The sequence below is a fragment of the Hydrogenovibrio thermophilus genome, from assembly GCF_004028275.1.
GTDB lineage: Bacteria > Pseudomonadota > Gammaproteobacteria > Thiomicrospirales > Thiomicrospiraceae > Hydrogenovibrio > Hydrogenovibrio thermophilus.
On the sequence record NZ_CP035033.1, the window covers coordinates 112,724 to 137,079 of the forward strand.

General features: G+C 50.8%; 19 protein-coding genes. 7 read left to right on the forward strand and 12 right to left on the reverse strand.

Annotated features, from left to right (window positions below; translation table 11 throughout):
- Positions 1–5 precede the first annotated feature (5 nt).
- Complete coding sequence (locus EPV75_RS00505; RefSeq protein WP_128384105.1) at positions 6–254, forward strand: hypothetical protein; 249 nt, start codon at positions 6–8, stop codon at positions 252–254.
- A gap of 7 nt (positions 255–261) precedes the next feature.
- On the opposite strand, the gene EPV75_RS00510 is transcribed toward EPV75_RS00505, so the two are convergent.
- Both EPV75_RS00510 and EPV75_RS00515 read right to left on the reverse strand, forming a co-directional pair.
- Positions 262–498: a hypothetical protein gene (locus EPV75_RS00510; protein ID WP_128384106.1), complete on the reverse strand. Its 237-nt coding sequence runs from the start codon at positions 496–498 to the stop codon at positions 262–264.
- Positions 499–503: 5 nt separating this feature from the next.
- Positions 504–923: a secondary thiamine-phosphate synthase enzyme YjbQ gene (locus tag EPV75_RS00515; RefSeq protein WP_128384107.1), complete on the reverse strand. Its 420-nt coding sequence runs from the start codon at positions 921–923 to the stop codon at positions 504–506.
- 153 nt (positions 924–1,076) lie between these two features.
- On the opposite strand from EPV75_RS00515, the gene EPV75_RS00520 reads away from it, so the two are divergent.
- Both EPV75_RS00520 and EPV75_RS00525 read left to right on the forward strand, forming a co-directional pair.
- Positions 1,077–3,116 carry a M3 family metallopeptidase gene (locus EPV75_RS00520; RefSeq protein ID WP_128384108.1) on the forward strand — a complete coding sequence of 680 codons (2,040 nt, stop codon included), beginning with the start codon at positions 1,077–1,079 and terminating at the stop codon, positions 3,114–3,116.
- Positions 3,117–3,178: 62 nt separating this feature from the next.
- Entirely contained in the window at positions 3,179–3,385 is a 207-nt protein-coding gene (locus tag EPV75_RS00525) for a DUF2905 domain-containing protein (RefSeq protein ID WP_128384109.1), read from the forward strand.
- A gap of 41 nt (positions 3,386–3,426) precedes the next feature.
- Here EPV75_RS00525 and EPV75_RS00530 read toward each other — a convergent pair whose 3' ends face one another.
- The 5 genes from EPV75_RS00530 to EPV75_RS00550 all read right to left on the reverse strand — a co-directional run bounded on the left by EPV75_RS00530 (position 3,427) and on the right by EPV75_RS00550 (position 10,513).
- A complete protein-coding gene (locus EPV75_RS00530) occupies positions 3,427–5,841 on the reverse strand; it encodes a PepSY domain-containing protein (RefSeq protein ID WP_128384110.1) in 2,415 nt (804 codons plus the stop codon).
- A gap of 47 nt (positions 5,842–5,888) precedes the next feature.
- Positions 5,889–6,551, reverse strand: a complete 663-nt coding sequence (locus EPV75_RS00535; protein ID WP_128384111.1) for a DUF4198 domain-containing protein — start codon at positions 6,549–6,551, stop codon at positions 5,889–5,891.
- 101 nt (positions 6,552–6,652) lie between these two features.
- Positions 6,653–8,932 carry a TonB-dependent receptor gene (locus EPV75_RS00540; RefSeq protein ID WP_128384112.1) on the reverse strand — a complete coding sequence of 760 codons (2,280 nt, stop codon included), beginning with the start codon at positions 8,930–8,932 and terminating at the stop codon, positions 6,653–6,655.
- Positions 8,933–9,033: 101 nt separating this feature from the next.
- Positions 9,034–9,999, reverse strand: a complete 966-nt coding sequence (locus tag EPV75_RS00545; protein WP_128384113.1) for a FecR domain-containing protein — start codon at positions 9,997–9,999, stop codon at positions 9,034–9,036.
- Positions 9,992–10,513, reverse strand: coding sequence for a sigma-70 family RNA polymerase sigma factor (locus tag EPV75_RS00550; RefSeq protein WP_128384114.1), 522 nt, complete (start codon positions 10,511–10,513; stop codon positions 9,992–9,994). Before EPV75_RS00550 ends, EPV75_RS00545 begins: the two co-directional genes overlap by 8 nt.
- Positions 10,514–10,761: 248 nt before the next feature.
- Between EPV75_RS00550 and EPV75_RS00555 the strand changes: the two genes are divergently transcribed.
- Together EPV75_RS00555 and EPV75_RS00560 are read left to right on the forward strand one after the other, a co-directional pair.
- The gene (locus EPV75_RS00555) at positions 10,762–12,897 is read left to right on the forward strand and encodes a TonB-dependent receptor (protein ID WP_192894005.1); all 2,136 of its coding nucleotides are present in this window, start codon (positions 10,762–10,764) and stop codon (positions 12,895–12,897) included.
- An 11-nt stretch (positions 12,898–12,908) separates the two neighbouring features.
- Positions 12,909–14,264: a 4Fe-4S binding protein gene (locus EPV75_RS00560; RefSeq protein WP_128384116.1), complete on the forward strand. Its 1,356-nt coding sequence runs from the start codon at positions 12,909–12,911 to the stop codon at positions 14,262–14,264.
- 27 nt (positions 14,265–14,291) lie between these two features.
- On the opposite strand, the gene EPV75_RS00565 is transcribed toward EPV75_RS00560, so the two are convergent.
- The 5 genes from EPV75_RS00565 to EPV75_RS00585 all read right to left on the reverse strand — a co-directional run bounded on the left by EPV75_RS00565 (position 14,292) and on the right by EPV75_RS00585 (position 20,430).
- The gene (locus EPV75_RS00565) at positions 14,292–14,855 is read right to left on the reverse strand and encodes a response regulator transcription factor (RefSeq protein WP_128384117.1); all 564 of its coding nucleotides are present in this window, start codon (positions 14,853–14,855) and stop codon (positions 14,292–14,294) included.
- A complete protein-coding gene (locus EPV75_RS00570) occupies positions 14,848–16,122 on the reverse strand; it encodes a sensor histidine kinase (RefSeq protein WP_128384118.1) in 1,275 nt (424 codons plus the stop codon). Before EPV75_RS00570 ends, EPV75_RS00565 begins: the two co-directional genes overlap by 8 nt.
- Before the next feature lie 145 nt (positions 16,123–16,267).
- Positions 16,268–17,536, reverse strand: coding sequence for an anaerobic sulfatase maturase (locus EPV75_RS00575; RefSeq protein ID WP_128384119.1), 1,269 nt, complete (start codon positions 17,534–17,536; stop codon positions 16,268–16,270).
- 153 nt (positions 17,537–17,689) lie between these two features.
- A complete protein-coding gene (locus EPV75_RS00580) occupies positions 17,690–19,348 on the reverse strand; it encodes an arylsulfatase (protein ID WP_029939332.1) in 1,659 nt (552 codons plus the stop codon).
- Between the two features lie 74 nt (positions 19,349–19,422).
- A complete protein-coding gene (locus tag EPV75_RS00585) occupies positions 19,423–20,430 on the reverse strand; it encodes an HAD family hydrolase (protein ID WP_128384120.1) in 1,008 nt (335 codons plus the stop codon).
- A gap of 407 nt (positions 20,431–20,837) precedes the next feature.
- On the opposite strand from EPV75_RS00585, the gene EPV75_RS00590 reads away from it, so the two are divergent.
- Together EPV75_RS00590 and EPV75_RS00595 are read left to right on the forward strand one after the other, a co-directional pair.
- Positions 20,838–22,127 (forward strand): MFS transporter, encoded by a 1,290-nt coding sequence (locus EPV75_RS00590; RefSeq protein ID WP_128384121.1) that lies wholly within the window; start codon positions 20,838–20,840, stop codon positions 22,125–22,127.
- A gap of 49 nt (positions 22,128–22,176) precedes the next feature.
- Positions 22,177–24,333 (forward strand): AMP-binding protein, encoded by a 2,157-nt coding sequence (locus EPV75_RS00595; RefSeq protein WP_192894006.1) that lies wholly within the window; start codon positions 22,177–22,179, stop codon positions 24,331–24,333.
- The last annotated feature ends 23 nt before the right edge of the window (positions 24,334–24,356 follow it).

The window sequence follows — 24,356 nt, forward strand, 5'->3', positions numbered from 1 at the left end:
TTCTTATGGAGCGTGTAATTTTAATTGGCTTGGCCGCATTGGTACTAAGCGCCTGTGGCAATAAACAGTTTGTGAAAAAGCCCGAGCAGAGCCAAGACCAATTTCGCAATGACATGAATTATTGTAAAGGCGAAGCGCTGGGCGCTTGGGACGACCGAAACGGTGTGTCGCAAATTAACCTGCGCAGTCAGACCTCCGGACAAATGTCCTACGAAGACTGCATGCTGCAAATGGGTTACGAACAGGCCAGATAACGCTGTTTTATAAATCCTGTTTGACGTAATGGATGAGATTTTCCGGTTGCGTCATTTCCGAGTTGGCGTGGTCGCTGGCGTGGATTTCGTATTCGGTGAAATGGCCGTCTTCCTGCTCCAGCAACTGTTCCGCGACTTTTTTCAGATAGTCTTTGTCATTGTGTTTGGTTTTAAACACCAAACCGTGTTTTCCGGTCACTTTCAACACATAATGCGTTGCATTGACGGCGGGTTCCTTAATCATGGTTTTCAATCTCCCTGAAGCGTGACCACCACCTGGCGATTAAAACGCCCGGTACGGTGTTCGTATAAAAAAAGGCCCTGCCAGGTGCCCATATTCAACCGACCGTTGGTGATTGGGATGGTATGGCTGGTTTCCGTTAAAAGAGTGCGGATGTGGCCCGACATGTCGTCGTCGCCTTCGTAATTGTGGCGGTAATTGGCATCGCCGTCGACAATGTGTTTTTGCATCCAGTATTCGATGTCTTCGCGGACCGTCGGGTCGGCGTTTTCGGTGATGATCAACGACGCCGAGGTGTGTTGGCAAAACACATGGCACAAGCCGACATTCAGCCCTGATTTCTCAACCACCTGATTGATGTCCGGGGTGATATTGAAGGTGCCGCGGTTCGGGCTGTTGAAGGTCAAAGTGGTTTGGTAGGTTTTCATAAATCCGTTCTGTGTTCGTGCGTTTTCGATACGTTAAATTTAGCACAGAAGCCGTTTAACGCCTAGGGTAAAAAAATAATGGGGTTTTTCATCGGTTTCGTGGCTTGTATAATTCGGTAAACTATTTTGACTATAAAGAACATCGGACCTGTTATGAACCCATTATTGCAAATCGATCAATTGCCGGACTTTCAAGCGTTTCACGTGGAACACATCCAACCGGCGGTGGAAACCCTTTTGGCGGAAAATTTGGACGCCATCGACGCTTTGGTGCAGGATACCGCCACGCCTACGTGGGAAAATTTCGTGGAGCCTTTGGAAGCCTTAAGCAATCGTCTGGAACGCGTCTGGGGGCCGGTCGGGCACTTGGATGCGGTGAAAAACAGCGATGACTGGCACGCGGCTTACACCGGTTGTCTGGAAAGCATTACCGATTACTACACGCAAGTAGGTCAAAACCAAGGTTTGTTCAAAAAATTCGAGCAGGTCGCCCAGTCCGAAGCATTTGAATCCTATTCATTGGCACAGAAAAAAGTGGTGGAAAACGCCCTGCGCGATTTTCGTTTGTCCGGCATCGACTTGCCGAAAGACAAACAAGCGGAGTACAAACGTTTGTCTCAGGAGTTGTCTCAACTGAGCAGCCAGTTCGGCAACAACGTTTTGAAAAGTACCCAGGCCTGGTCGAAATCGGTGGAAGACGAAGCCGAGTTGGCCGGTTTGCCGGAGAATGCGCTGGGCTTGCTGCAACAATTGGCGCAGCAAAAAGAACAATCCGGTTGGTTGGTGACCTTGGATTTCCCATCGTATCTGGCGGTGATGACCCATGCCGACAACCGTGATTTGCGCGAAGAAGTCTATCGTGCTTTTGCCACACGCGCTTCCGAACAGGCCGCCGATCCGCAATACGACAATTCCGACAATATCCGTAAGATTCTCCAGTTGCGTCACGAAAAAGCCCAGTTATTGGGCTTCAACGATTACGCCGAGCTGTCGCTGGCGACCAAAATGGCCGATTCCAGTGAGCAGGTCATCGGTTTTCTGCGTGACCTGGCGGCCAAATCGAAACCGCAAGCGGAGCAGGAATTGGCCACGCTGGCGGATTTTGCCCGTCGTGAACTCGGACTGGACGACTTGCAGCCTTGGGACGTGACCTATGCGTCGGAAAAATTCAAAAACGCCACTCTGTCCTTATCTCAGGAAAAACTGCGTCCGTATTTTCCGGTCACCAAAGTACTGGACGGTTTGTTCAAAATCACTCAAACCTTGTTCGATGTAAAGGTCGTGGAAAAGCAAACGGTACCGGTCTGGCACGACGATGTGCGTTATTTCGAGATTTTGAATGTCACCGGCGAGCCCATCGCGGCCTTTTATCTGGACTTGTACGCGCGTGAAAACAAGCGCGGCGGGGCCTGGATGGATTCGGCCATCAGCCGTTGGCGCCACCCGAAAGGCGATTTACAGGCACCGGTGGCCTATCTGGTGTGTAATTTCACTCCGCCGGTCGGTGACAAACCGGCCTGCTTGACGCACGACGAAGTCACGACCCTGTTCCACGAATTCGGCCACGGTCTGCATCACATGTTGACGGAAATGGAGCATTTCGATGTGTCCGGCATCAACGGTGTGCCGTGGGACGCGGTGGAGTTACCGTCGCAGTTTATGGAAAACTTCTGTTGGGAGCGGGAAGGCATTGACGAAATCACCGCGCACATCGACAGCGGCGAGACCTTGCCGTCCGATTTGTTCGAGGCCTTGCAGCAAAGCCGTGGTTTCCAGTCGGCGATGATGATGGTGCGCCAGTTGGAATTCGCCCTGTTCGATTTCCTCGCTCATGCCGATTATCAACCGGACGCGCCACAGCCGATTTTAGAATTGGCCAAGCAGGTGCGCGATGAAGTAGCGGTGGTTCAACCGCCGGCGTATCATCGTTTCCCGCAGAGCTTCAGCCATATTTTCGCGGGCGGTTATGCGGCCGGTTACTTCAGTTACAAATGGGCGGAAGTCTTGTCGTCCGATGCGTTCAGCCTGTTTGAGGAAAAAGGCGTGCTGAATCCGGAAATCGGCGTGAAGTTCCGCAACACCATTTTGTCGGCCGGCGGTTCGGTGCATCCGATGACGTTGTTCAAAGCTTTCCGCGGCCGGGAACCGCAAATTGATGCTTTGTTGCGTCATTCCGGTATCAAAGCGGCGTAAGAAAATGTGTGAAAACGCCCAGGCCTGGGCGTTTTCAGATAATCAACTCCGGGGAGGTGCAGATGGTAAAGTGGCTGATTATGGTTGGCGCTTTATTGCTGGTCATCGGCGTGCTGTGGCATTTCGTTCCTGGGTTGTTCAGTTGGTTCGGTAAATTGCCGGGCGACATCGATCACCAAACCGAAAACGGTCGGGTGTTTATTCCCATTACTTCCATGATTCTGATCAGCCTGGTGCTGACCGTTCTATTGAATCTGTTTAACCGTTAATCACGGCTAAACAGTTATTTGGAAGGTCATACCGTTCGATATCAATAAATGTCGCGCAAGTAGCGGTTATGCTCCAAAAGCGTTTGATAATCAGTAGGGGACAAGATGTTTTGCAAGGCATCGTCGACGGCTTTAGCCATGGTATCGGCGCTGCCACACACCAAAATCACCGCACCTTGCTGGACCCAGCTTTTAATCTCTTCCCCGGCCTCGCGCAGCTTATCTTGAACATAACCTTCCTGCTCGCGGGAAAAGGCCGTGGTCAGTTTTTCAAGCTGACCGTTTTTTAGCCAGCCATTCAACTCGTCTTGATAATAGAAATCAGAGGCTTGGTTGCGTTCGCCGAATAATAACCAGTTTCGATAATGGCCGTGCTGGACGCGTTGTTGCAGATGAGCACGCAAACCGGCCAGTCCGGTGCCGTTCCCGATTAAAATCAAAGGGCCGGAATGGTTGGTATCGAGATGAAACGCGCTGTGGGACTGAATGGTCAGATAGGCGGTTTGGCCGAGCGTGAGTGAATCCGTGAGAAAACCGGACCCTTTTCCAAGTGTATTGTTTTCAAAACGCACTTGACGTACCAAAAGCTGTAAGCCGCCGGTTTCCGGAATGGAGGCGATGGAGTACTGACGCGTCGCGGTGGTTTGGTTGTCTTTCAGAGTAAGTTCAACCAAATCGCCCGCTTGCCAATCAACGGTTTTTGCATTGACCGGTTCAAAACACAAATGGTAGGTCGGCATGCCTTGGCTGCCGGGGTTGAGTAAAGTGCGTTCGGTTAAGCGCCATTCATCCGGTTCCGCGATTAAGGATACTTCGCGATTTCCGCCGAGCTGAATCAGCAAATTCTGCCAGGCCTGGAGGTTTTTCGGATTTAATTTATCGACCGTCGTACAAGGTTGAAGGGCGGTTGCCCCGCTTTGGCGCATCCAGTTATCCAAAGCCAAACCAAAGGTACAGAAATGCTCGTAATGGCTGTCACCTAATGCCAGTACGGCAAATTGAAGGTCGGGTTTGAAGTCGACCACGGTTTCAAGGTGTTTGGCAAAACGTCGGGCGCTGTCCGGCGCTTCGCCTTCTCCAAAGGTGGAGGCAATTAATAAAACCAGGGACTTGTCGGCCAGTTGTTCGGGGGTTAATTCCCCCAAACCGGTCAGGGCGGTTGCTCGGTCGGTGCCTTGTAATATTTGCCCGGTCAACCAGGCCAGTCGTTCGGCACTGCCGTTTTGGCTGGCATAGACAATCACCGTGTCCGCCTGTGCCAGTGGGACGGTTTTGAGGTTGGCTTGTTGCTTGGCTTCACGACGCAGTTTGGCGGTTTTTCGACGATCCATATACAGCATGAAGCCGGTAATGCCGAATAACAACAAGGATAAAGAGGCGATGAACAGCAAGATACGCCCGATGATGCCAAAGTATTCACCGGTGTGAAGCGGTAGCATGCTTGACATGAGTTTTTCGTTCAAGGCTTTGTCTTCATAGCGGCTGTGCTCGATGGCTTCGCCGGTTTCGGCGGAAACCGTCATACGGTTTCTGGCCCGAGGGTGTTGTGGGTCAGGGTCGAAATAAGTGAAGGCGTAATCGCCGCCGTTTTTGGGTAATCGCAGAGTGGCGGTGGAATAACCGAATTCCTTGACGTGTTGTTCGAACGCCTGCCATGCATGACCGGCCAAATTAAAACTGGAATCGGTTTCACGTGAAACGGTGTCGGACAGATCATTACTTTGTTTTTGAGGGGCGCGTGGCCCGCCTTTGCGAACGGGTTGCGGTACGCCGCTGATGGCATAAAGCCCGGCGCGATACCAGTCATAAGACCAATATAATCCGGTGAAAGAGACCAAAAGCAAGAAAATCATCATCCAGGTGCCGATAACGGCATGCAGGCTGGACACAAAACTGCGCCCGGTTTTTTGCACGTTGAAGGTAAACCAGGTCTTTAGACTGTGCCAGGTTTTCGGCCATCTTAGATAGAGGCCGGACAAGACCAGGATGATCAGAGCAATTGTCGAAGCGCCGACAATTTGTTTGCCGGGTTGGTCCAACAGCAGTCGTCGGTGCAGATGCAAAACGGTGCGGAAAAAGGACTTTCCTTTTACGTCCTGCCATCGCACATTGCCGGTATAAGGGTCGACATAGCGTGTTTCGCCTTTGCGGGCGCGTTTTCCGGTGCCTTCAAGGGCAAAGTTGACCCTTGCGGCTTCAAAGGGGTTATTCGATAAAGTGAGTGCATTGATTGTTCGTTCCGGGTATTTGGCCTGGATGCGCCTTAGAAGTTTTTCCGGTGCGAGTGCAACAGCATTCTTGGCCGGTTGTACTTCCATTAAATCGGTGTTGATGGCACGGAGGATTTCCCGCTCAAACGATAAGATGCCGCCAGTGGTGCCAACCACCATCAAAACCAACCCGGCGGTGATCCCTAGAATCCAATGGAGCTGGAACCAAATATTTTTAAATGTCATGTTCTTTCCTTCCTACGCGAGGATGTGTGCAAATGGTGCTTGTGGGTTCAGTTCGCGTTATTCCAGGGAATGCCTTGTGACGTTCGAAAAGTGAGCGTCAGATTGTATTCCGTTTGGTCATAGGGTTTTTGGCCGACTTTTCCCGGCCGATTGTCGATGTATTTGGCTTTTAACAGGTAGAAGCCTTTCCAGGGCGTTTGGATGGTGATTTGCCCATTTTGGTCGGTTTTAAAGGATTTTTGCCAGCGGTTGGGTGCCATTACGGTGACACGGCTTTTGGCTAGAGGTTTGCCTTGATAGGTTAAGGTAAAGGTTTGGCTGTCTTTTACGGTAGGTGTTAAGTCAAATTCAAGCCATGATTGAGTGTGATTGCGGCCGGTGCGGGCCAATAAAACATGGCGTACCGAATCGGTACGGTTTTTCTTGATGCGCGGGGATTGGGCCTCGGTGATGGCGAAATCACCCGGTTGTTTGAGGTGTATGGCGATATGATCGTGTTGTCGGTCAATTGATTGAACGTGTGTTGAAGGGGTAATGTTATTGGCCTGAATCCGGGACAGACGCCCGTCTTCGGTTTCCACTTCACCATTATGCCATTCGCCAAAATACAGGTTGGCTTGGTTAGGGCTTTCCGGTTCAATCCAAATATAATGACCGAACGCGGAACAACTGGTCAGGCTCAAGGCCAGTGTGATTAGCATTGTTTTCATTTCTCTCTCCTGGTATTAAATGCTAAGAAACCTCTGAGGTTCGCAGAGGTTTACTCTAAAAATTTACGGTGATTTAAAATGTGCGGGCACAGAAGCTTCGGCTAAAAATCAACGGAAACCCTTAGGTTGAATCGACGACCATCCAATGTTTTGCCATAGGTTTCCGTATTGATTTGTTTGTCGAAAAGGTTATAGACTCCGCCAAAAATGTTGATGTATTTCAAAGCCTGGTAATTCACCCCGGCATCGACAATGGTATAAGACGGTATACGCTGTTCGTCATCGATGGTTTCGCTCTTATAGTTGACCGAGGTCCAAAGATTCCACAGGCTGGTCGGGTCCCAATTGATGGATAAATTGGCCATGTGCTTCGGCAGGTTGTTAAATGGTTCGCCGACCTTTTCCGGTGCCTGCTCCGATTTGGTTATTTCACTTTGTGAGTAGGTGTAGTTGGTTGCGAAATTCACGGTTTTCCCGATCGGCATTTCAAAAGAGGCTTCGACACCATTCAGTTCCGCCGCATCGTTATTGATGTATTGGTTAATGTATTGGCGGGATTCGCCGTTTACCGTACAGTTATAGGCCGGGCGGGAGTCACAGATGATCTTTTTGCCGATTTGGTCTTTGAAATCGGTGTGATAAGCGGTCAAACCGAAATTGATACCGTTGGATCCATTCCAAATGAAGCCGAGTTCGTAGTTGACGCTGGTTTCGGGTTTCAGGTTACTGTTACCTTGGTCGAACGCCCGGCTGCGTGCCGCATTCTCGACGATGTTTTCATCGGACTGTTTCAGGGTCGGAGCCTTAAAGCCTCCGCCCACACCGCCTTTAACGGTGAACTGTTCGGTCAGGTTATAAACACCGTACAAACGGGGTGTGACAAAGCTGCCGAAATCTTCGTTTTCATCAAATCGTACCCCGCCGGTGACGGTGAACTTGTCGGTCAGAAAGTACTCGTCTTCCAGAAAAACGGCGGCCTGCCAGCGAGATAGGTTCAGGTCCCCATTGGGGCCGTAAAAACGATCCTGATCGTGATTGGTTTGTTCTAATTTATAGTCCAGGCCAACGGTGAGGTAGTTGGAATCGAAAGACATAATGGTTTTGGTATTGGCAATGGTCGCCATATATTTCGATAGGTTATCGCCATTTTCAATATCCACATCTTCATAGGTCAGATAAGTCAGGGTTGAGGTTGGAATCTCGGTTTCCCAATCAATGTCGTGTACCAACGCATAATTTTGCCGTTCGTTGTTCATCGAGTTTTCACTGCCGTCCCCACTCTTATCGGCGGTACGTTTGTTATCGTGTCCGGACAGTCCGGCTTCGATTTCAACGGTTTGGTTGTCGGTTGGTGTCCATGTGAATTTTGCGGTGTTGTCGATGCGGTCTTTTTCCGCGAAGCCATCAACGATGTCGTCCTCGTCGCGATGGTATCTGGAACCGTATAGGGTTAAAGACAAGGTATCTTTAATCAAAGGGCCATTTAAATAGTAGCGTGCTTGTTTGGCGGAACCGGATTTAGAGTTGGCTGGAATAACGGTATCGACCGAAATGTTGCCGTTCCATGTATTGGCACCTTTTTTGGTGATGACGTTGATGACGCCGCCCAATGCGCTGGAGCCGTAAAGGGATGACATTGGACCGCGAATCACTTCAATGCGTTCAATGGACGACAGGGGCGGTAGCCAGCCAATCTGAGTCGCTCGACCGTAACCGTTATAGTAAGCTTCACCTGATGCCCCCAGAGGACGACCGTCGACCAGGAAGAGAACATAATCCTCTCCCATGCCGCGGATGGTGACCTCGGTGGATTCAATCTTGCCGCCGCCGCCGCCCTCGATTGAGATGCCGGGCACGTTTTTCAGAACGTCGGTAACGTCACGGTAGCTTTTTCCTTTGAGTTCTTCTTGGGTGATGATTGAGATGGATGCGGAGGCATTGGTTTCGACTTGCTCATAACCGGATGCAGACGTGACCAGAACCGGCGCCGTTTGAGTGGAGCCATGTTGATCGTGTTTTGGAACGGCCACAATTCTAACGCTGTTATCTTTGCCAAATTTTGCCGTCAGCCCGCTGCCTCGTAACAGTTTTTGCAAGGCCTGGGATGTTGAGAAATCGCCTTTAAGCCCCGAAGTGGTTTTGTTTTTGAGAATATCGCCATCAACGCTTAAAAGCACGCCCGATGTATTGGCAAAACGGGTCAGCGCCGTGGATAATTTTCCGGCGGGAATGTGATAGTTTTGAGTGCTTATTGATTCGGCTTGGGCCGGTGTGGTTAACACCGCATTAATCGGCATTTGCAGAATCAGTGCCAGCAAGAGTGGCTTTAAAAGATAGACACCTGTTCGGTTCACAGGTCGGCGATTGGCCGGGAACAACATACAATTTCCTTTTTGAATCTCGTTTAAATTTCGTTTTCACTTTCTATACCGAGCGAAAACGAAAAAAGGGAACCGTTACAGGAAATTTTTTTGATGAATGGTTATGCGGAACCGATAAACCAGTTCTGTTCGTGCCGTTGGTAAACTCGCACGTTTAACGTGTTTTGAATGGCCCGTAGGGTTTGCGGAATGTCTTCAATGGAAAAGGAGCCCACCAGACGGCGTTTCGATAATGTCGGGTCGAGATTGATTTCACCGTCGTAATATCGGCCGAGTTCTTGGATGAACTCATCCAGACGCCAATTGTCCACAAGCAAGATACCGTTCACCCAAGTGGCTCGGAATTTTTCAGCCGCTTGTCGTGGACCGATGGTTTTTGCATTGAATCTGGCCTGTTGACCCTTCTGGATTTGTTGTTTTTGTCCATCCAGAGTTTCGATTTCAACCGTGCCGTCAAATACGGTCAGGAGGGTGTCTTGAAATTGACTTCGTACCGTAAAGCGTGTGCCGCGTGCTGTCATCCTGCCATGGGCGGAGTCGATTAACAAAGGAGGCTGTTGGGAGGTGTGATCTCTTTTGACAAAGATTTCCCCGTTTCTCAAGTAGAGTGTATGGGAGTGTCCGTTTGGGTTAATGTCGAGTGATGAACCGGTATTCACCCATATTTGGTCGGTCGTGGCCATTTCAATATGACGGCGTTCGCCGATTTTGGTTTGGTATTCGGCGGATAACGCGAGTACTTGAAAAGACAGTTGTTTGGCAAAATGTGATTGTGCCAAATAGCCGGCACCAAACAGGCCGAGCAGGCCAACGGACAGCTTTTTCAATGCCGCTCGTCTCCCCATGCCTTTGGGCGCGTTTAATGCGGCTCTGGCCAGGGTTGGGTCGAGACCTGACAGGTGTCTTCCGGCTTGCTCAACCCGTTGCCAAGCTTGGCCGTGCTTTGGGGATTGATTCAACCAATGGTGCCAGTCATTTTTGTCTTTTTCGCTGACCGACTCGTCGTTTAAAATGGCGTACCATTCGCAGGCAGAGGCCAGAACGTGGTGTTCGTGTTCTTTATTCAACGGCTTTCTCCTCGTCCGCAGCGAGAATACAAGCCATCATGGCCTGAGCCATGTATTTCTTGACCATGCGTTCGCTGACGTCCAGCTTGACGGCGATTTCACGGTATTTCAAACCGTCGAACTGCGCCATCATGAAAGCCCGGCGGGGTTTTTCCGCTAAGCTCGATAAGGCTTGATCGATTTTGAGCAGGGTTTCGATGATTTCATTGAGGTGTTCACTTGACGGGGCCGTGGGTTCCGGCATGGCCGAGATGGCATCCAAATAGGCTTTTTCAATTTCCTCACGTCGCCATTTATCGATTAAAAGGCCTTTGGCAATGGCTGTCAGATAGGCCCGGGGTTCTTTGCATTTCAGACACTGGCCGGACTTTCTCAAAATTCGGACGAATGTATCCTGTGTCAGGTCTTCTGCGGTATGTGGGCAACCGGCACGATGGCAAATCCAGCCTTGCAGCCAGCTTTGGTGCTCAGTGTATAACGTGATGACGGGAATGCGGTTCAGTTCTTCGCTCATGGTGGAAAATTCTGGGGTAAATTTTATTTAAAGCAAATGATAACACATATCATTATTATTTTGGTTATTGAAATATTGACGGTTGCATAATTTAAGGAATCTACAATTCAAACAATGACCAGGCCTGGTCAGTTTTGACTTTCATGCTTTGCAATCGGTTGCAGGTGCGACAATTTGTCACATTGTCATTTTCGGCGGGACGCTTAATATTTTGGCCTTTCAAAACGTCACGAAGCAGGAGCGTAATTGTGAGGCCTTCCATTGTCTTTCGTGCCAAAGATTGGCACTTTTCCCCTATATCATTTTTTGTGTTGAGCTCGGCGGTTTGGGCGCCGTTACCGGCTTCCGCCGAAGTCGTTCTGGACGGCATCACCGTCACCGCCTCGAAAGAAGAGCGTCAGGCCTTGGATGTGTCGCAAAGCGTGGACGTGGTGCCGAGAAAAGTGATCGAGGACAAGAATGCGCGCAATATTAACGATGTGGTGAAAACCCTGCCCGGCGTCATCGCGGTGAGCGAAAACGGCGGCTACGATTCGCGTTTGATTATCCGCGGTGCCGGTTTGAAGGCGCGGTATGGGGTGCGTGAAATCATGGTGATGCGCGACGGCGTGCCGATGACCGACCCGGACAGTTTCACCCGTTTCGATTTCGTGGACATCGACGACATCGACTCGGTCGAGGTGTTTAAAGGGCCGGGGTCGATTGAAGCGGCCAATGCCAGCGGCGGGGTGATTTCGGTCCGATCGCAGTCGGTGTTCGATGCATCGCAGGATTACATCAAACTGGGCGGCGGATCGGAAAGCAGCGCCAACGCCGCTTTGCACAAAACCTGGCAGGCGGGGCCGGACGATAACTTTTCGGTGCAATTGTCGCGCCGCCAATCCAACAATAATTGGCGCGAGCACAACCATTTCGACACCACACAATTTTCCGTCAAGCAGGGTCATTTCTTCAGCGACGACAGCACCTTGGAATCGGAGTTGAGCTATCAGGAATCGAACCTGCAATTGCCGGGTTCTTTGAACCAGGACGGTTACGAATATTATAAGCAAACCGGGCGCACCTTGAACGATCCGGCGAATACCGGCTCGGCCTGGACGCAAAGCGCGCGCGACAGTAAAACCTTGTTTTTCAATACCCGCTACAAAACCGATTTGGGCAATGGCGTCAGTTTCAAACCGCAGTTTTACATCAATAAATGGGAGCATTTCCACCCGGTCACCGGTTTCATCAACGATTCCAAGGACAACTATGTGGTGGGAACCGATTTGATGTTCAACCATCGTCATACCTTGTTCGGACTGCCGGCCAGTCAAGTGTTCGGGGTCACGGTACGGGGCGACATTCGCGATAACAGTAAGAAATACACTTACGCCGATACGGTGACGATTCCGTCCGGGCGCATCATTAATGTCACGTCGGACCAGAAAGGCGATTTGGCGCAGGTGGAAGACGCCAACAGCCAGTTGAGTGGAGCCTATTTCCAGCAAACTTTCTCTCCGGCCGAGAAATGGACCTTGGAAGCCGGGTTGCGTTATGACCATTTGAATATGGACATTTCCGGTGACGAATATTACGCCTACAGCTATTCGACCGGGAAGTATGTGTCGGGCGGCGGTAAATATTCCTATAAAGCCAGTTACGATCTGTTTGCACCGAAAGCGTCGGTGAATTATGCGTTGACCGATAACAGCCGGACCTATTTTTCCGTCAGTGGCGCGCAACAGGCCCCCACCGACAGCGAAGTGAGCGCCAACCAATCCTATGACCAGGCCAATGACTTAAAAGCCTCGACAGCGGTGCAGTACGAATTGGGTTATAAATTGGACGGTAGCCGTTTCTCGACCGCGGTGGCGCTTTATCAAATCGATCTGACCGATGAAATCGTCTCGGTGCAAGACAATTACGTGACCTATTACGTCAATGCCGGTAAGACTCGTAAACGCGGCGCGGAATTCAGCGTGTCTTATCGCCTCAATGCCTCGGTGGCCGTCGGCGGAAATCTGGCTTTGCAGGATTATGAATATCTGCAGTATGAAGACGGCGGAAACGATTATTCCGGTAACAAGGTGCGTTTCATTCCGGAGCAGCAGTACAACGTTTTCATCGGTTATCAGGCCAAGGGCTTGCAGGCGCGGATTGAGGCTTTGGGCTTCGGCCGTTATTACATCGACGACGCCAACACCGAGAAATACGACGGTTACCAGATGGTGTCGAACCTGATGATGGGGTACAGCCTCGGGCATCATAAGCTTCAGTTGAACGTCAATAACGTCTTCGACATGCGTTATGCGGAAGAGGTCTCCAAAGACACCCGCGGCAATTACAGCTACACGCCGGGTGCGCCGAGAAACTTCCAGATCAATTACCGTTATAAATTGTAAGGAGGCGAGTGATGACGATGAAAAACATCTTGTCCTGGCCATTGGTCGGCGGTTTGCTGACGCACCCGATGAGTTTGAATGTGTTGCGTTCTCTGGTATTGGTGCTGTTTGCCAGCGCGATTTATTTCGGGCTGACCTATCCGGATGAAATCGATAACCCTTATACGCCGGCGATTTTCTGGTCTCTGTTTTGGCCGTTCTTTCTGGTGGTGTCGATGGTGACCTTCGGACCGGTGTTTTGCACCGTGTGTCCGCACAGTTTCATCGGCAAATACCTCAATAAAATCGGCCCTCAGAAGTTGATGCCAAACTGGCTGCGCAACCGTTGGTGGGGGCTGGGGTTGTTGGTGGTGAGTTACTGGGTGCCGGTGTATGTGTTTCCGGATTTTCTGAAAATACCCTACGTCAGCGCAATGTATTTTCTGGTGTTGACCGCGGTGGCATTTGTCGGTTTTTACCTGTATCGCAATATGGATTATTGTCGTTATGGCTGTCCGATCGGGTCGGTGATTAAGTCCTATGGCAAAGTCAGCTTCACTCAACTGCAAACCGACCGTTCGGCCTGTCAAACCTGCCGCAGTTTCGATTGTGTGAAAGCCTGCCAGTGGAACCTGCGCCCGTATTTGTTCGAGAAGAAGAACAATATGCAGGATTGTACCCTTTGTATGGATTGTGCCCAGGCCTGCGACTCGGTGGAGTGGAAAGTCACGCGCTTTGCGAAACAGGTCATCGAGCCGGTGAAGCAACTGGACCGGATGACGGTGTGGGCTTTCATCACCTTGCTGGCCGTCATCACCATGGCGATGCGCTTTCATCATGCGTTGGGTCACAGTCCGTTGAAGGAATCTTTGCCCTGGTATCAAATCGGTTCCTGGTTGGAGATGGTGATGCCTGCGGTGCCGATGATGGATTGGGTCGGTTTGGTGGCTTTGTTGATGGCGGTGGCCATGACCTTTACATTGACGCTGGGCGGTTTATGGCTGGCGAGCCGTGTTTCCAAAATCGACTTTTGGACGCTGTTCGAAACCGCCGGTCTAGCGTTTGGCGCCTTGATGTTGGTGGGAGCGCTGAGTCACATCGGTAGTTTCTTCTTCCTGCATTATGCGCCGGATTTGGTCAATGCCTATTATTGGTTGATGGACTCGGATTCGGTGATGAAGCCCTTGGCCAGCCATCGTGACGGTTGGATACACTTGTTCAACCTGTTCAATTTCCTGGCGGTCATCATCAGTGCGGCGGTATTGTATCGCAAGGTGGGGCAGTTAAAGCTGTCTGGCACAGCCTTCTGGCAGACTTATGCGCTATCAGGCCTAGTCATTTGGGTGTATTTGGGCTTGGTGATCCTGACCCTTTGGGCGCGTTTCTAATCGGTTGAGATGAGCCCGTCCAAAAGGTCATTTATGGACCGGCTTCTTTTGCAATTTACGTTGCAGTGTGCGTCGGTGCATGTTGAGGGCGCGGGCGGTGGCGGAAATATTGCCGTCGTGTTCCATCAAGGTGCGTTGAATGTGTTCCCATTCGATGCGTTTGGGTGACATGGTGTCGTAATGGGCCGATGGTATAGGGTCGGCTTCTTCCACTTCGGTTTCCGTTTCGTCACCGTCCAGTTCGAGGGATTTGAGAATATCGGTGAGCGAGGCCGGTTTGCATAGATAATCACAGGCCCCGTGTTTCATGGCTTCCACCGTGGTGGCGATGCTGGCGTAGCCGGTCAGAATCACCACCCGGCACGCCGGTTGCCGCTCTACCAGATACGTCAGCAATTTCAAACCGCTGTCGCCTTGCAGGTTCAGGTCGAGAATCGCGCGTGAGAAACGCGTGGTGTCGATCAAATCTTGAGCCGCACTCACGGTATCGGCGGCATGGATTGGATGGCCCTGGCGCTGCATCATGCGCGTCAGCGTCGTTAAAAAAGCGCTGTCGTCGTCCACAATCAAAATATCGATCGTTTCATTCATGAGTGGGAGCCTCCATGACGCTTTTGGAGAGTCGGATTTCCGCACGGGTCTCGTTTTCGGCGCGTTCGAAATGCAATTGTCCTTGATAACGTTCGACAATCATTTGAGTCAGATACAGCCCGATGCCTTCGCCGTCGGACTGATCAAGCGGACGTTTGCCGAGTTGTGACAGTTCGGTGTCGCGCAGCCCTTGACCATGATCGATGACTTGGAAAACCAAGCCATCGTCATTTGATTCACACCGTAACGCCACGTAATCCGGGCTGTAACGGGCCGCGTTTTCCAGCAGGTTCAACACCGCCAGAGACAGGCTGTTGTCGATGTGCAGGGTGATCGGCGTGTCGGGCAGGGTGATCGGCAATTCGTGCATCGGGTGCAGTAGGGTAAATTCTTCTTTCACCTCGGCGATGAAATCGGACAAGGCACATGAAAAACGCCCAGGCCTGGCGGATTGGTCAGCTTTGCGGCGGATATTGCTCAGCGCTTTCTGACAGACATTGAGCTGGTCCGCCATGATGTCGAGGTCCTGTTGTGCCTGCGATGACGGGCAGGTTTGCCGCAAACTGCTTTCAATCAGGGACAGGGTGTTCAAGGGCGTGCCGAGGCGGTGGGCGGATGAGGCCGCAAACGTCGCCAAGGCCAGCAAGTATTCGTGTTGCAGGGCTTGTTTCTGGTTTTTCAACAAATCCTGTTGCTGGGCGTCCAGTTTTTGGCGCAACGGGAAGACAATCATCATTACCAGCACCGAAATGCCGAGAAAAACCGCGGCGGAACCGCTCAAATGCCAGTCGAAGAACGCATTGAGGCTGGGGATTTTCATGCTCATAATCGGTACATAAAAGCGATTGAGCAGGAAATAAATGGCGGTGGTCAGTAGAATCAGAATGAAAGCGGGCTGGCGCGAGAAAATGACCAGGCCGATGGCGATGGGGGCGATTAAAATGTGAATCAGCGGATTGATCGCCCCGCCGCTGTCGTACAGATAGCCGGCCAACACCAGCAAGGAAAACACAAACAAAGCCAATACCTGGCCTTGGGACAGGCTTTTGAACCTCGGCAAGACGAGATACAGCAAAAAGGTGCCGATCAGTTGCAGCGGCAGCCACAAAAGGTACATGCGGTCGGGCAAATGGATGTGATAGACCCAATGAAACCAGGATAGAGCCAACACCAGCACACAGGACAGGAACAGCATGTAATGGGCGAAAAATTGCAGTTGGTGGGCTTGCATCGGCGTGCGCCACCAGCCGGGCAGTGAAATCGACATGGGTTTCAATCGGGTATTCTTGGAATAGGCTATTGTAGCCACTGCCCCGAATGCGAGCCTGAGGGGAGTTTGACAAAATCCTTAAGAAATAATGGAAAAGCGAAGCTATCGCCGCCTGGTACGGCGGTTTGGGTTTGCAAAAGGTTCAGCGCATGCCCATGCGTTTGGCTAAGGCACTCTTTTCCGTAGTGGCTTTTTTGTAAAAGGCTTTTAAACCGGCGCACAGGTACTGCAAACCGTCTTCGCCGTCTGGGGTTTTCAAAAAGCGGTCTTTCGGGCAGTTGCCCCAGCATAGGTTCAAATAATCGCATTGCTTGCAATAATCTGGCAGCGTTTTGTATTTGTCAAAGCCGAATGCTTGTTGTTGTTCGGAAAACGCCATATCGCCTTCGTGGGTTTCCAGGATATTGCCGAGCCGGTATTCGGGATAGACGAAATGATCGCAGGAAAAGACATCGCCATTATGCTCAACCGCCAGGGCTTTTCCGCAGATTTGTGCCGTCACGCATTTTTGGCTGCCATAGCCGAACATCATCGACACCACGTTTTCGAATTGGTCGATAAACAGGTCGCCGAAGTCTTTTTTAATCCATTCGTCCCACACCCGGTTGAGGAAATAGCCCCAGTCTTCCGGAAGCACCGACCATTCAGTCACAAGGGCACTGTCGCCACTGGCGTCTTGTTTGGGGTTAAATTGGACCGGAATCTGTTGGGTATTCCAGGTGCCGGGCGCCACGGTTGTGAAATCCGCTTTTTCCACGCAGGGAATGAATTGGATTTGTTTGGCTTTGACTTCGTCACGTAAAAATCGATAGACGTCGATGGGGCGGCGAGCATTGTCGCGGTTGACGACGCAGAGAGCGGCAAAGGGAATGTCGTGTTTGTGCAACAGCGAAACCGCTCGCATGACACGTTCGTGTGTCGGCTGACCGCCTTTGCTGACTCGGTGAATATCGTGTAAATTCGCTGGGCCGTCGATGGAAATACCGACAAGAAAATCATGCTTTTTCAAAAAGCGACACCATTCTTCGTTGAGCATAATGCCATTGGTTTGTAAATCGTTACCAATGCGTTGATTTTCTTTTCGATACTTTTGTTGAAAGCTCACGACCTTTTCAAAAAATTCCAGTCCCATAAGCGTGGGTTCACCACCTTGCCAGCTGAAAATGACTTCGTCACCGGTTTGCGCTTCGATGTATTGTCGGATGTGTTCTTCCAGAACTTCATCGCTCATGCGTGGCATTTTCGGTTGGTCTAATAAACCTTCTTTGTGTAAATAAAAACAATAGGAACATTCGATATTACATTGTGAGCCACTGGGTTTCACCATGGTGTGAAAGCGGAAGGTGTCATTTGTTGAATCGATTGGAAACTGCAGTTCGGGGTGATGATGGCTGTCTTGTGAGGGTGTCATAACGTACCTTAAATTAAATGCCAAATGGCGGATTTTCCAGCGTGTTTTTCTAGAGAGTTCAAGCAAACCGTTTTTAGAATAAACCGCTCGTTTAAAAAAGAAAAGCCATCTGGCGAACCAAATGGCTTTTTCAGTTAACCAACAAAAATCGGATTAATTTCCGGTTGGCATTGGCAGTGAAACGCCCTCTTTTTCCAACTGTTCACGGATGTGTTTAAACCGTTGATAACCACTCAGCGTTATCGGCCCAGTGTACACCTCACTTTGCAGTTTGCGTGGTGGGTATTTCACATAGGTTTTAATGAGTTTTTCCATTTCCTCATTGATGGTGACCAGGGTCCAAGTCCGTTCGGTGAAATTATTCATAAAGAGGTCATAACGTTCCTGCGGATCTTGCCAAAGGTCGAAAATTTGCGGCACCGTCGCAACATAACTTTCTGGCCCTTTCCAACCAATGTTGGAATCAACCGCTAAGCCACCGGTTTTGGCGCCGTCACCACCGCGCAAGTTGAATACCGCTTTGTAGTTGCCGGCACGTACCGCACCTGGAGACAGTTCATTTTCGGTGAAGTAGAACCAAGAAGTCCGTTCCGATTTACCTTTGCCGGTTAGAATCGGCGTCATGTCATAACTGTCGAAAATGATCGGCTTGCCTTCGCGGTCTTTTTTCGGCAACTTCACATCGGCCACCGAAGCGAACGTGGCCATTAAGTCCAGACCACCGACAATGTCGTGGTTTTTGGTATTTGGCTTGATTTTACCAGGCCAGACCGCAATCGCCGGAACACGGTTACCGCCTTCACGAACCGTTCCTTTTGTGCCTCGGAAAGGGGTATAACCCGCATCCGGGTAAACGTCCTGCCAAGCCCCGTTATCGGTGGTGTAAACCACCAAGGTATTTTTATCCAGCTTCAACTCTTTCAGCTTGTCCATGATTCGGCCGATTCGGGCATCCAATTCCACCACCGAGTCGGCGTATTTGCTCTTCGACATCGATTTGTGTTTATAGTCCGGGTCCGGCATGTTCGGTTGATGGTTCTTCATGAAGTTGACGTTGATGTAAAACGGCTTGCCTTTTTTATGCTTGGCGGAGTCTTCCAAAAATTCGACCGCGGCTTTTTCAACGTAACGATCGAAATATGGAATCCCGACCACGCCTTTTTCCGGCGTGTTGACGTACTGGCCGTTAATCTTGAAGTCTTCGTGGACTTTTTCACCGGCTTTGCCGGACAAAGAGCCTTTGGTCACCTTCTGGAACATTTTCCGTAATTTCGGATCCATGTCCGGGAACCAGGTCGGATCGGCATAGGTGTAAGCGTTCAGATGGTACAGACCGACGTATTTCATTTCGTCGTAACCCTGGGCATTCGGTAAGGCATAGTCGGCTTCACCCAAGTGCCATTTCCCGGTGAAATAGGTGTTATAACCGCCTTTTTTCAGGACGGAGCCCAGTGTCCATTCCGCTTTCGGCAAGCCGCCACCCTGGCCTTGGAAGGCCACGGTCGTCATACCGCTTCGGTTGGGAATGCGCCCGGTTTGCATGGCTGCACGGCCGGGCGTGCTGCTCGGTTGAGCGTAAAATGAGAAGAAGGTCATCCCTTCTTCGGCCATTTTGTCGATGTTCGGGGTCGGCATACCGCGACCGACACCGCCCCCGTAAGGCCCCAAATCACCGTAGCCGGTATCGTCCGATACAATCAGCAGGATATTGGGCTTATCGGGGTCGGTGGACGCCGCTTGCGCCGACGGCATGGTGGCCGGCAACGCAAGTGCGCCTGCGATGGCCACATTGAGTAGGTTTTTTTTCAACATATTGATGGTCTCCTAGGACGAGATATTATGTAAAACGTCTTGTGTACAATGCCGAACGGAAATGGTTGAAGTGCTCAGAAATCCGGGTAAATGGTTTTCCAATCGCTTTTCATGTCCACAACGGTCCAGCCTTGTTTGGTTGCCATATCCAGCGCTTTGTCCAGATGGCCGAATGTCGATTTTCGGTCGTAAGCCCATTCCCGTTTTGCATCGGTGTGGTGAACGAGCAAGCCGAAACGTTTGCCTTTACCGGAGGTGGTCCATTGCAGCATTTCCAAATCGCCGTCGGAATTCCCGAAGGCCGCAATGGGCTGACGCCCGATGTGTTGGTTGATGCCAATGGGTTTACCGGCTTTATCATCGATGAAGTTAATTCCCGCCTCGCGAACAATGACCGGTTGACCGTTCATGACTTTGTATTGGGTTTTCACGCTGCTGCCCACCACTTGTTCCGGTGGAATGCCATAGACTTGTTCCGTCCAGGGGCGCATGAACGCGATGCCGCCACCCGAAACGATAAAGGTTTTGAAGCCATTGGCACGTAGGTAAGTCAGTAACTCCAGCATGGGTTGATAGACCATTTTGGTGAAGGGACGGCCGGTGGTTGGGTGTTTGGCGGTGGCGATCCATTCTTTGACGATGTTTGAAAAGTCTTCGGAGGTCATGCCGGCATGGGTGGCCATGACCAACTCGATAAGCGCTTTTTTCCCTTCGGCCGTGGTGGCGCCTTTGAGGTCACCGTTTAAAATCGATTTAAAAGGTTCTTTTTGTTTCCATTCCGGATGCTTAGGCGCCAGGGCTTTCAAGCGGTCAATGGCGAAAAATAATTGCGCGTACATCGGTTGTTCGGCCCAGAGAGTGCCATCATTATCAAAAGTGGCGATGCGTTCCGGCACGGGAACGAAGTTGGGGGATTTGGGGTCAGTGATGTCTTCGACAAAGGCGATAATGGCTTGTTTGGTGGGCGTATTTTGCCAGGAAGGTAATGGGCCATCCGCTGTGGATACAGCAGAGTATGAAAATAGGAGCGTGGCCAAGAGGATGGCATTTACGAATTTGTTTAGCCTTAAAGCCTGTCGCATAACGGGTACCTGTTTTTTGTTTTTATTGTGGGGCTGCTGCGCTCAGGCGCGGTATGTTACTTAGATTACCTAGATAAATTACGTAATACAAGCAATTTTTGTAATGTTAAAAAATTTTTACTCCCTTGATTTTATTGAAATTTTTATAAACCTGTTTTTGGAACCAATCGTTTCCGGTTTTGTTCGTCATGCAGTCGATTTGGCTTAACGGTTGGTCCCGGTTATAAATGGCTTCTGGCGGTTGATAACCAGAATTGAATGGGCAAGCCGGATGGGCACCTTTATAATGCGGCGGGTTTTGAAAGAAAACAGCACTGGGTGAAAAGATTGCAATCGGTTGCTGACTTGTGTCAAATGAAACTTTCTGAAACCCAAATGTCGAATCGGTGAAGGCCAAAGGATGACGAGTGAATAACGGATTTTTTCTGACAAGACGGTTTTTTCCGCTGTTTTGGGTGCAGTTTTTAGGCGCCTTTAACGACAATCTGTTCAAAAACGCTTTGGTGATGCTGATTACCTTTCGCCTGGCGGAAAGCCCGGAGCAGGCCGGACTCTTGATTACGCTGGCGGCGGGCATTTTCATTCTGCCGTTTTTCCTGTTCTCGGCGTTTGCCGGGCAGTTGGCGGATAAATACGAGAAGACCGCGCTGATTCGAAAAATCAAGCTGGCGGAAATTCTCATTATGCTACTCGGTGCCATGGCTTTGATGACTCAGAGCGTCGAGCTGTTGTTTGCGGTGCTGTTTTTGATGGGGGTGCAGTCGGCATTTTTCGGCCCGATCAAATACGCCGTCTTACCGGAACATTTGGCCGATCAAGAGTTGTTGGATGGCAACGGTTGGTTCAGCGCCTCCACGTTTGTGGCGATTCTGTTGGGGACGATTGCCGGCGGTTGGGTGGTGTTGACGGACGGTGGAGAAACCGGCATGGCGGCGGCCATTTTGGTGGTGGCGGTGCTGGGCTATGTCGCCAGCCGGTTTGTGCCGACCAGTGCGGCGGGAGACGCATCCTTGACGGTGCAATGGAATCTGTGGCGTAACACCCGTCAGGAAATGGCGTTGCGCCATGATTTCCCACAAGCGTTTTTCGCGGTGTTGGCGATTTCGTGGTTCTGGTTTCTGGGGGCGACCTATTTGAGTCAAATTCCGGTGCTGGTGGCCGACCAGCTTGGTGGCGATGACAAAGTGGTTTTATTGTTTCTGACGGTGTTTTCCGTCGGGATTGCGTTGGGTGCCTGGTTGGCGGGGTGCTACCAAAAGCCGGTGCGCAGTCTGACCAATGTGCGTTGGTTAGTGTGGCTGTTGATGGCGATTTCAGTGGTGATTCTGATTGGAAACCTGGCCATGAACCAGGTGGTGTTGGCGGATGACCTTGTCGGTATTTCGATGTTTTTGACCCAATGGCCGTCGGTGGTGGTGTTATTGACAATGCTGTTGATCGCCACTTTCGGCGGTTTGTTTACGGTGCCGCTTTACACGTTGCTGCAAGTGAAGACACCGCATCATTTCCGTTCGCGAATGGTGGCGGTCAATAACATCACCAATGCGTTGCTGATGGTGGTGTCGTCCGTCTTCATTATGGCGTTGTATGCATTTGAATTCGATTTGACGCAAATTTTATACAGTGTGGCACTGTTGAATCTATTGGTTGCCTTCTGGTATCTGAAACGCGGGCGTGTGTTGACACAACCTTCGTAAGCCGGGCGGATCGGTCGATTTTGTTCATCTTAAAAAAAGGAAAACAATAATGGTGAGCCTGATTATCAAATTTTTATTGAAAGTCTTCTACCGGGTGGAAATCACCGGATTGGAGCATTACCATCGGCTGGATCAATCCGGCGAACCGATGTTGATTGTCGCCAACCATACCTCGCTGTTGGACGGCGTGCTCATCAGTACTTATCTGCCGGGCGACACCGCTTTTATGATTGACGAAACTCACACTCGAAAATGGTATGAACGGTTTTTGCTGAGTTTTGTCGATCACTTTAAAGTCGAATTCCATAACCCTTATGCCACCAAAAAAGTCATTCAAGAGTTGAAGAACGGCAAACACTGCATGATTTTCCCGGAAGGGCGCATCACCACCACCGGCAGTTTGATGAAAATCTACGAAGGCACCGGCTTGGTGGCGCATAAAGCCAAAGCCAAAATTCTGCCGATTTACATTCAAGGGGCGCAAAAAACCCATTTCTCCTATTTGGACGGCATGAAGATGGCGTATATGAAACGCCAGTGGTTGCCGAAAATCACTTTAAAGGTCTTGCCACCGGAAACCATTGAATTGCCAGCCGGTTTGAAAGGGCGTCAAAAACACCAATTTTTTAAAAATCGTGTTTTCACGCTGATGCGCGACAATCAGTTCCACGCTAATTACACACCTAAATCTTTGTATCGGGCCTTGGTGGATTCGGCGCGGGAATATTCCGCGTCCGATATTTGCGTTGAAGACATCAACGAAGTGGCCTTGTCGCGTAAAAAACTGCTGTTGGCGTCGCGTATTCTGGGTAAAAAATTGCACCGGATTTTGAAGGACGAAAAACGGGTGGCGGTGTTATTGCCGAATGTCAGCGGCATGCCGACCACCTTTTTCGCGCTGCAGGCTTACGGCTATGTGCCGGCCATGTTGAATTTCACCGCTGGCTTGGGGCCGATGAAATCGGCCTGTGAAACGGCGGAAATTCAAACCGTGCTGACATCGCGGAAATTTGTGGACGCTTATGAGTTGCATGCCACGGTCGAGGCCTTGTCCGAACAGGTACGCTTCCTGTATCTGGAAGACATTCGCGCCACGGTGGGGCTGGGCGATAAATTGGCCGCTTTACTGAGCCGCGCTTCGGCGGTGCCGGGGTACAGTTTGTCGCCGGATGAAGAAGGTGCGGTGTTATTCACTTCCGGTTCGGAAGGCGCGCCGAAAGGCGTGGTCCTGTCGCATAACAACCTGTACAGCAATGTCGAGCAGATTTCCGCGATGCTGACCTTATTGCCGGGCGAGCAGTTGTTCAATGCCTTACCGACCTTCCACAGCTTCGGCTTGACCGCCGGATTGTTGTGGCCGTTGTTGAAAGGCGGCAAGGTGTTTTTGTATCCGTCGCCGCTGCATTACGGGGTGATTCCGGAATACGTTTACAACTTGAACGTGAAAATTCTGTTCGGTTCCGATACCTTCTTCAGTGGCTACGCCAAGAAAGCCGACCCATACGACTTTTACAGTGTGCGTTATTTGGTGGCGGGGGCGGAAAAACTGCGCCCGGAAACCCGTCGTTTGTATGCCGATGAATTCTTGACGCCGATTCTGGAAGGTTACGGCGTGACCGAAACCTCACCGGTTTTGGCGGTGAACATTCCGCTCAGCTTCAAAAACGGCACCGTCGGACAACTGGTACCGGGCGTCGATTATCGGTTACGTAAAATCGACGGTATTCAAGAGGGTGGCAGTTTGGTGGTGAAAGGCCCGAATATCATGATGGGCTATTTGATGCCGGACCAGCCGGGTGTGCTGCAATCGCCGAAGGACGGCTGGCACGATACCGGTGATGTGGTGGACGTGGACGAAGACGGCTTTATCAGCATTAAAGGGCGCGCCAAACGCTTTGCCAAAATCGGCGGGGAAATGATTTCGTTGGCAGCGGTGGAAAGTTACATTAATAAAGCCAGCCCGGAAGGTCATCACGTGGTGGTGGCCGTGGCGGATGAACGTAAAGGCGAGCAGTTGATTCTGGTCACCAATGACGAGTCCCTGAGCCGCCATACCGTCAAGGAAGCCGCCAAAGCCGCACAGGTGTCGGAAATCATGGTGCCGAGAACTGTGATTCTGGTTGAGGAAATGCCGGTACTGGGTACCGGAAAAACCAATTATCCGGCGGTGCAGAAAATCGCTGACGGTCACTTCAAAAGCGATTGATTCCGACCGACCCGGCGGTTCGT

What these genes read in the sequence shown, in the direction of transcription:
- EPV75_RS00505 (WP_128384105.1), top strand. Translation starts at nt 6, where the DNA reads ATGGAGCGTGTAATTTTAATTGGCTTGGCCGCATTGGTACTAAGCGCC.
- EPV75_RS00510 (WP_128384106.1), bottom strand. Translation starts at nt 498, where the DNA reads ATGATTAAGGAACCCGCCGTCAATGCAACGCATTATGTGTTGAAAGTG.
- EPV75_RS00515 (WP_128384107.1), bottom strand. Translation starts at nt 923, where the DNA reads ATGAAAACCTACCAAACCACTTTGACCTTCAACAGCCCGAACCGCGGC.
- EPV75_RS00520 (WP_128384108.1), top strand. Translation starts at nt 1,077, where the DNA reads ATGAACCCATTATTGCAAATCGATCAATTGCCGGACTTTCAAGCGTTT.
- EPV75_RS00525 (WP_128384109.1), top strand. Translation starts at nt 3,179, where the DNA reads ATGGTAAAGTGGCTGATTATGGTTGGCGCTTTATTGCTGGTCATCGGC.
- EPV75_RS00530 (WP_128384110.1), bottom strand. Translation starts at nt 5,841, where the DNA reads ATGACATTTAAAAATATTTGGTTCCAGCTCCATTGGATTCTAGGGATC.
- EPV75_RS00535 (WP_128384111.1), bottom strand. Translation starts at nt 6,551, where the DNA reads ATGAAAACAATGCTAATCACACTGGCCTTGAGCCTGACCAGTTGTTCC.
- EPV75_RS00540 (WP_128384112.1), bottom strand. Translation starts at nt 8,932, where the DNA reads ATGTTGTTCCCGGCCAATCGCCGACCTGTGAACCGAACAGGTGTCTAT.
- EPV75_RS00550 (WP_128384114.1), bottom strand. Translation starts at nt 10,513, where the DNA reads ATGAGCGAAGAACTGAACCGCATTCCCGTCATCACGTTATACACTGAG.
- EPV75_RS00560 (WP_128384116.1), top strand. Translation starts at nt 12,909, where the DNA reads ATGACGATGAAAAACATCTTGTCCTGGCCATTGGTCGGCGGTTTGCTG.
- EPV75_RS00565 (WP_128384117.1), bottom strand. Translation starts at nt 14,855, where the DNA reads ATGAATGAAACGATCGATATTTTGATTGTGGACGACGACAGCGCTTTT.
- EPV75_RS00570 (WP_128384118.1), bottom strand. Translation starts at nt 16,122, where the DNA reads ATGTCGATTTCACTGCCCGGCTGGTGGCGCACGCCGATGCAAGCCCAC.
- EPV75_RS00575 (WP_128384119.1), bottom strand. Translation starts at nt 17,536, where the DNA reads ATGACACCCTCACAAGACAGCCATCATCACCCCGAACTGCAGTTTCCA.
- EPV75_RS00580 (WP_029939332.1), bottom strand. Translation starts at nt 19,348, where the DNA reads ATGTTGAAAAAAAACCTACTCAATGTGGCCATCGCAGGCGCACTTGCG.
- EPV75_RS00585 (WP_128384120.1), bottom strand. Translation starts at nt 20,430, where the DNA reads ATGCGACAGGCTTTAAGGCTAAACAAATTCGTAAATGCCATCCTCTTG.
- EPV75_RS00595 (WP_192894006.1), top strand. Translation starts at nt 22,177, where the DNA reads ATGGTGAGCCTGATTATCAAATTTTTATTGAAAGTCTTCTACCGGGTG.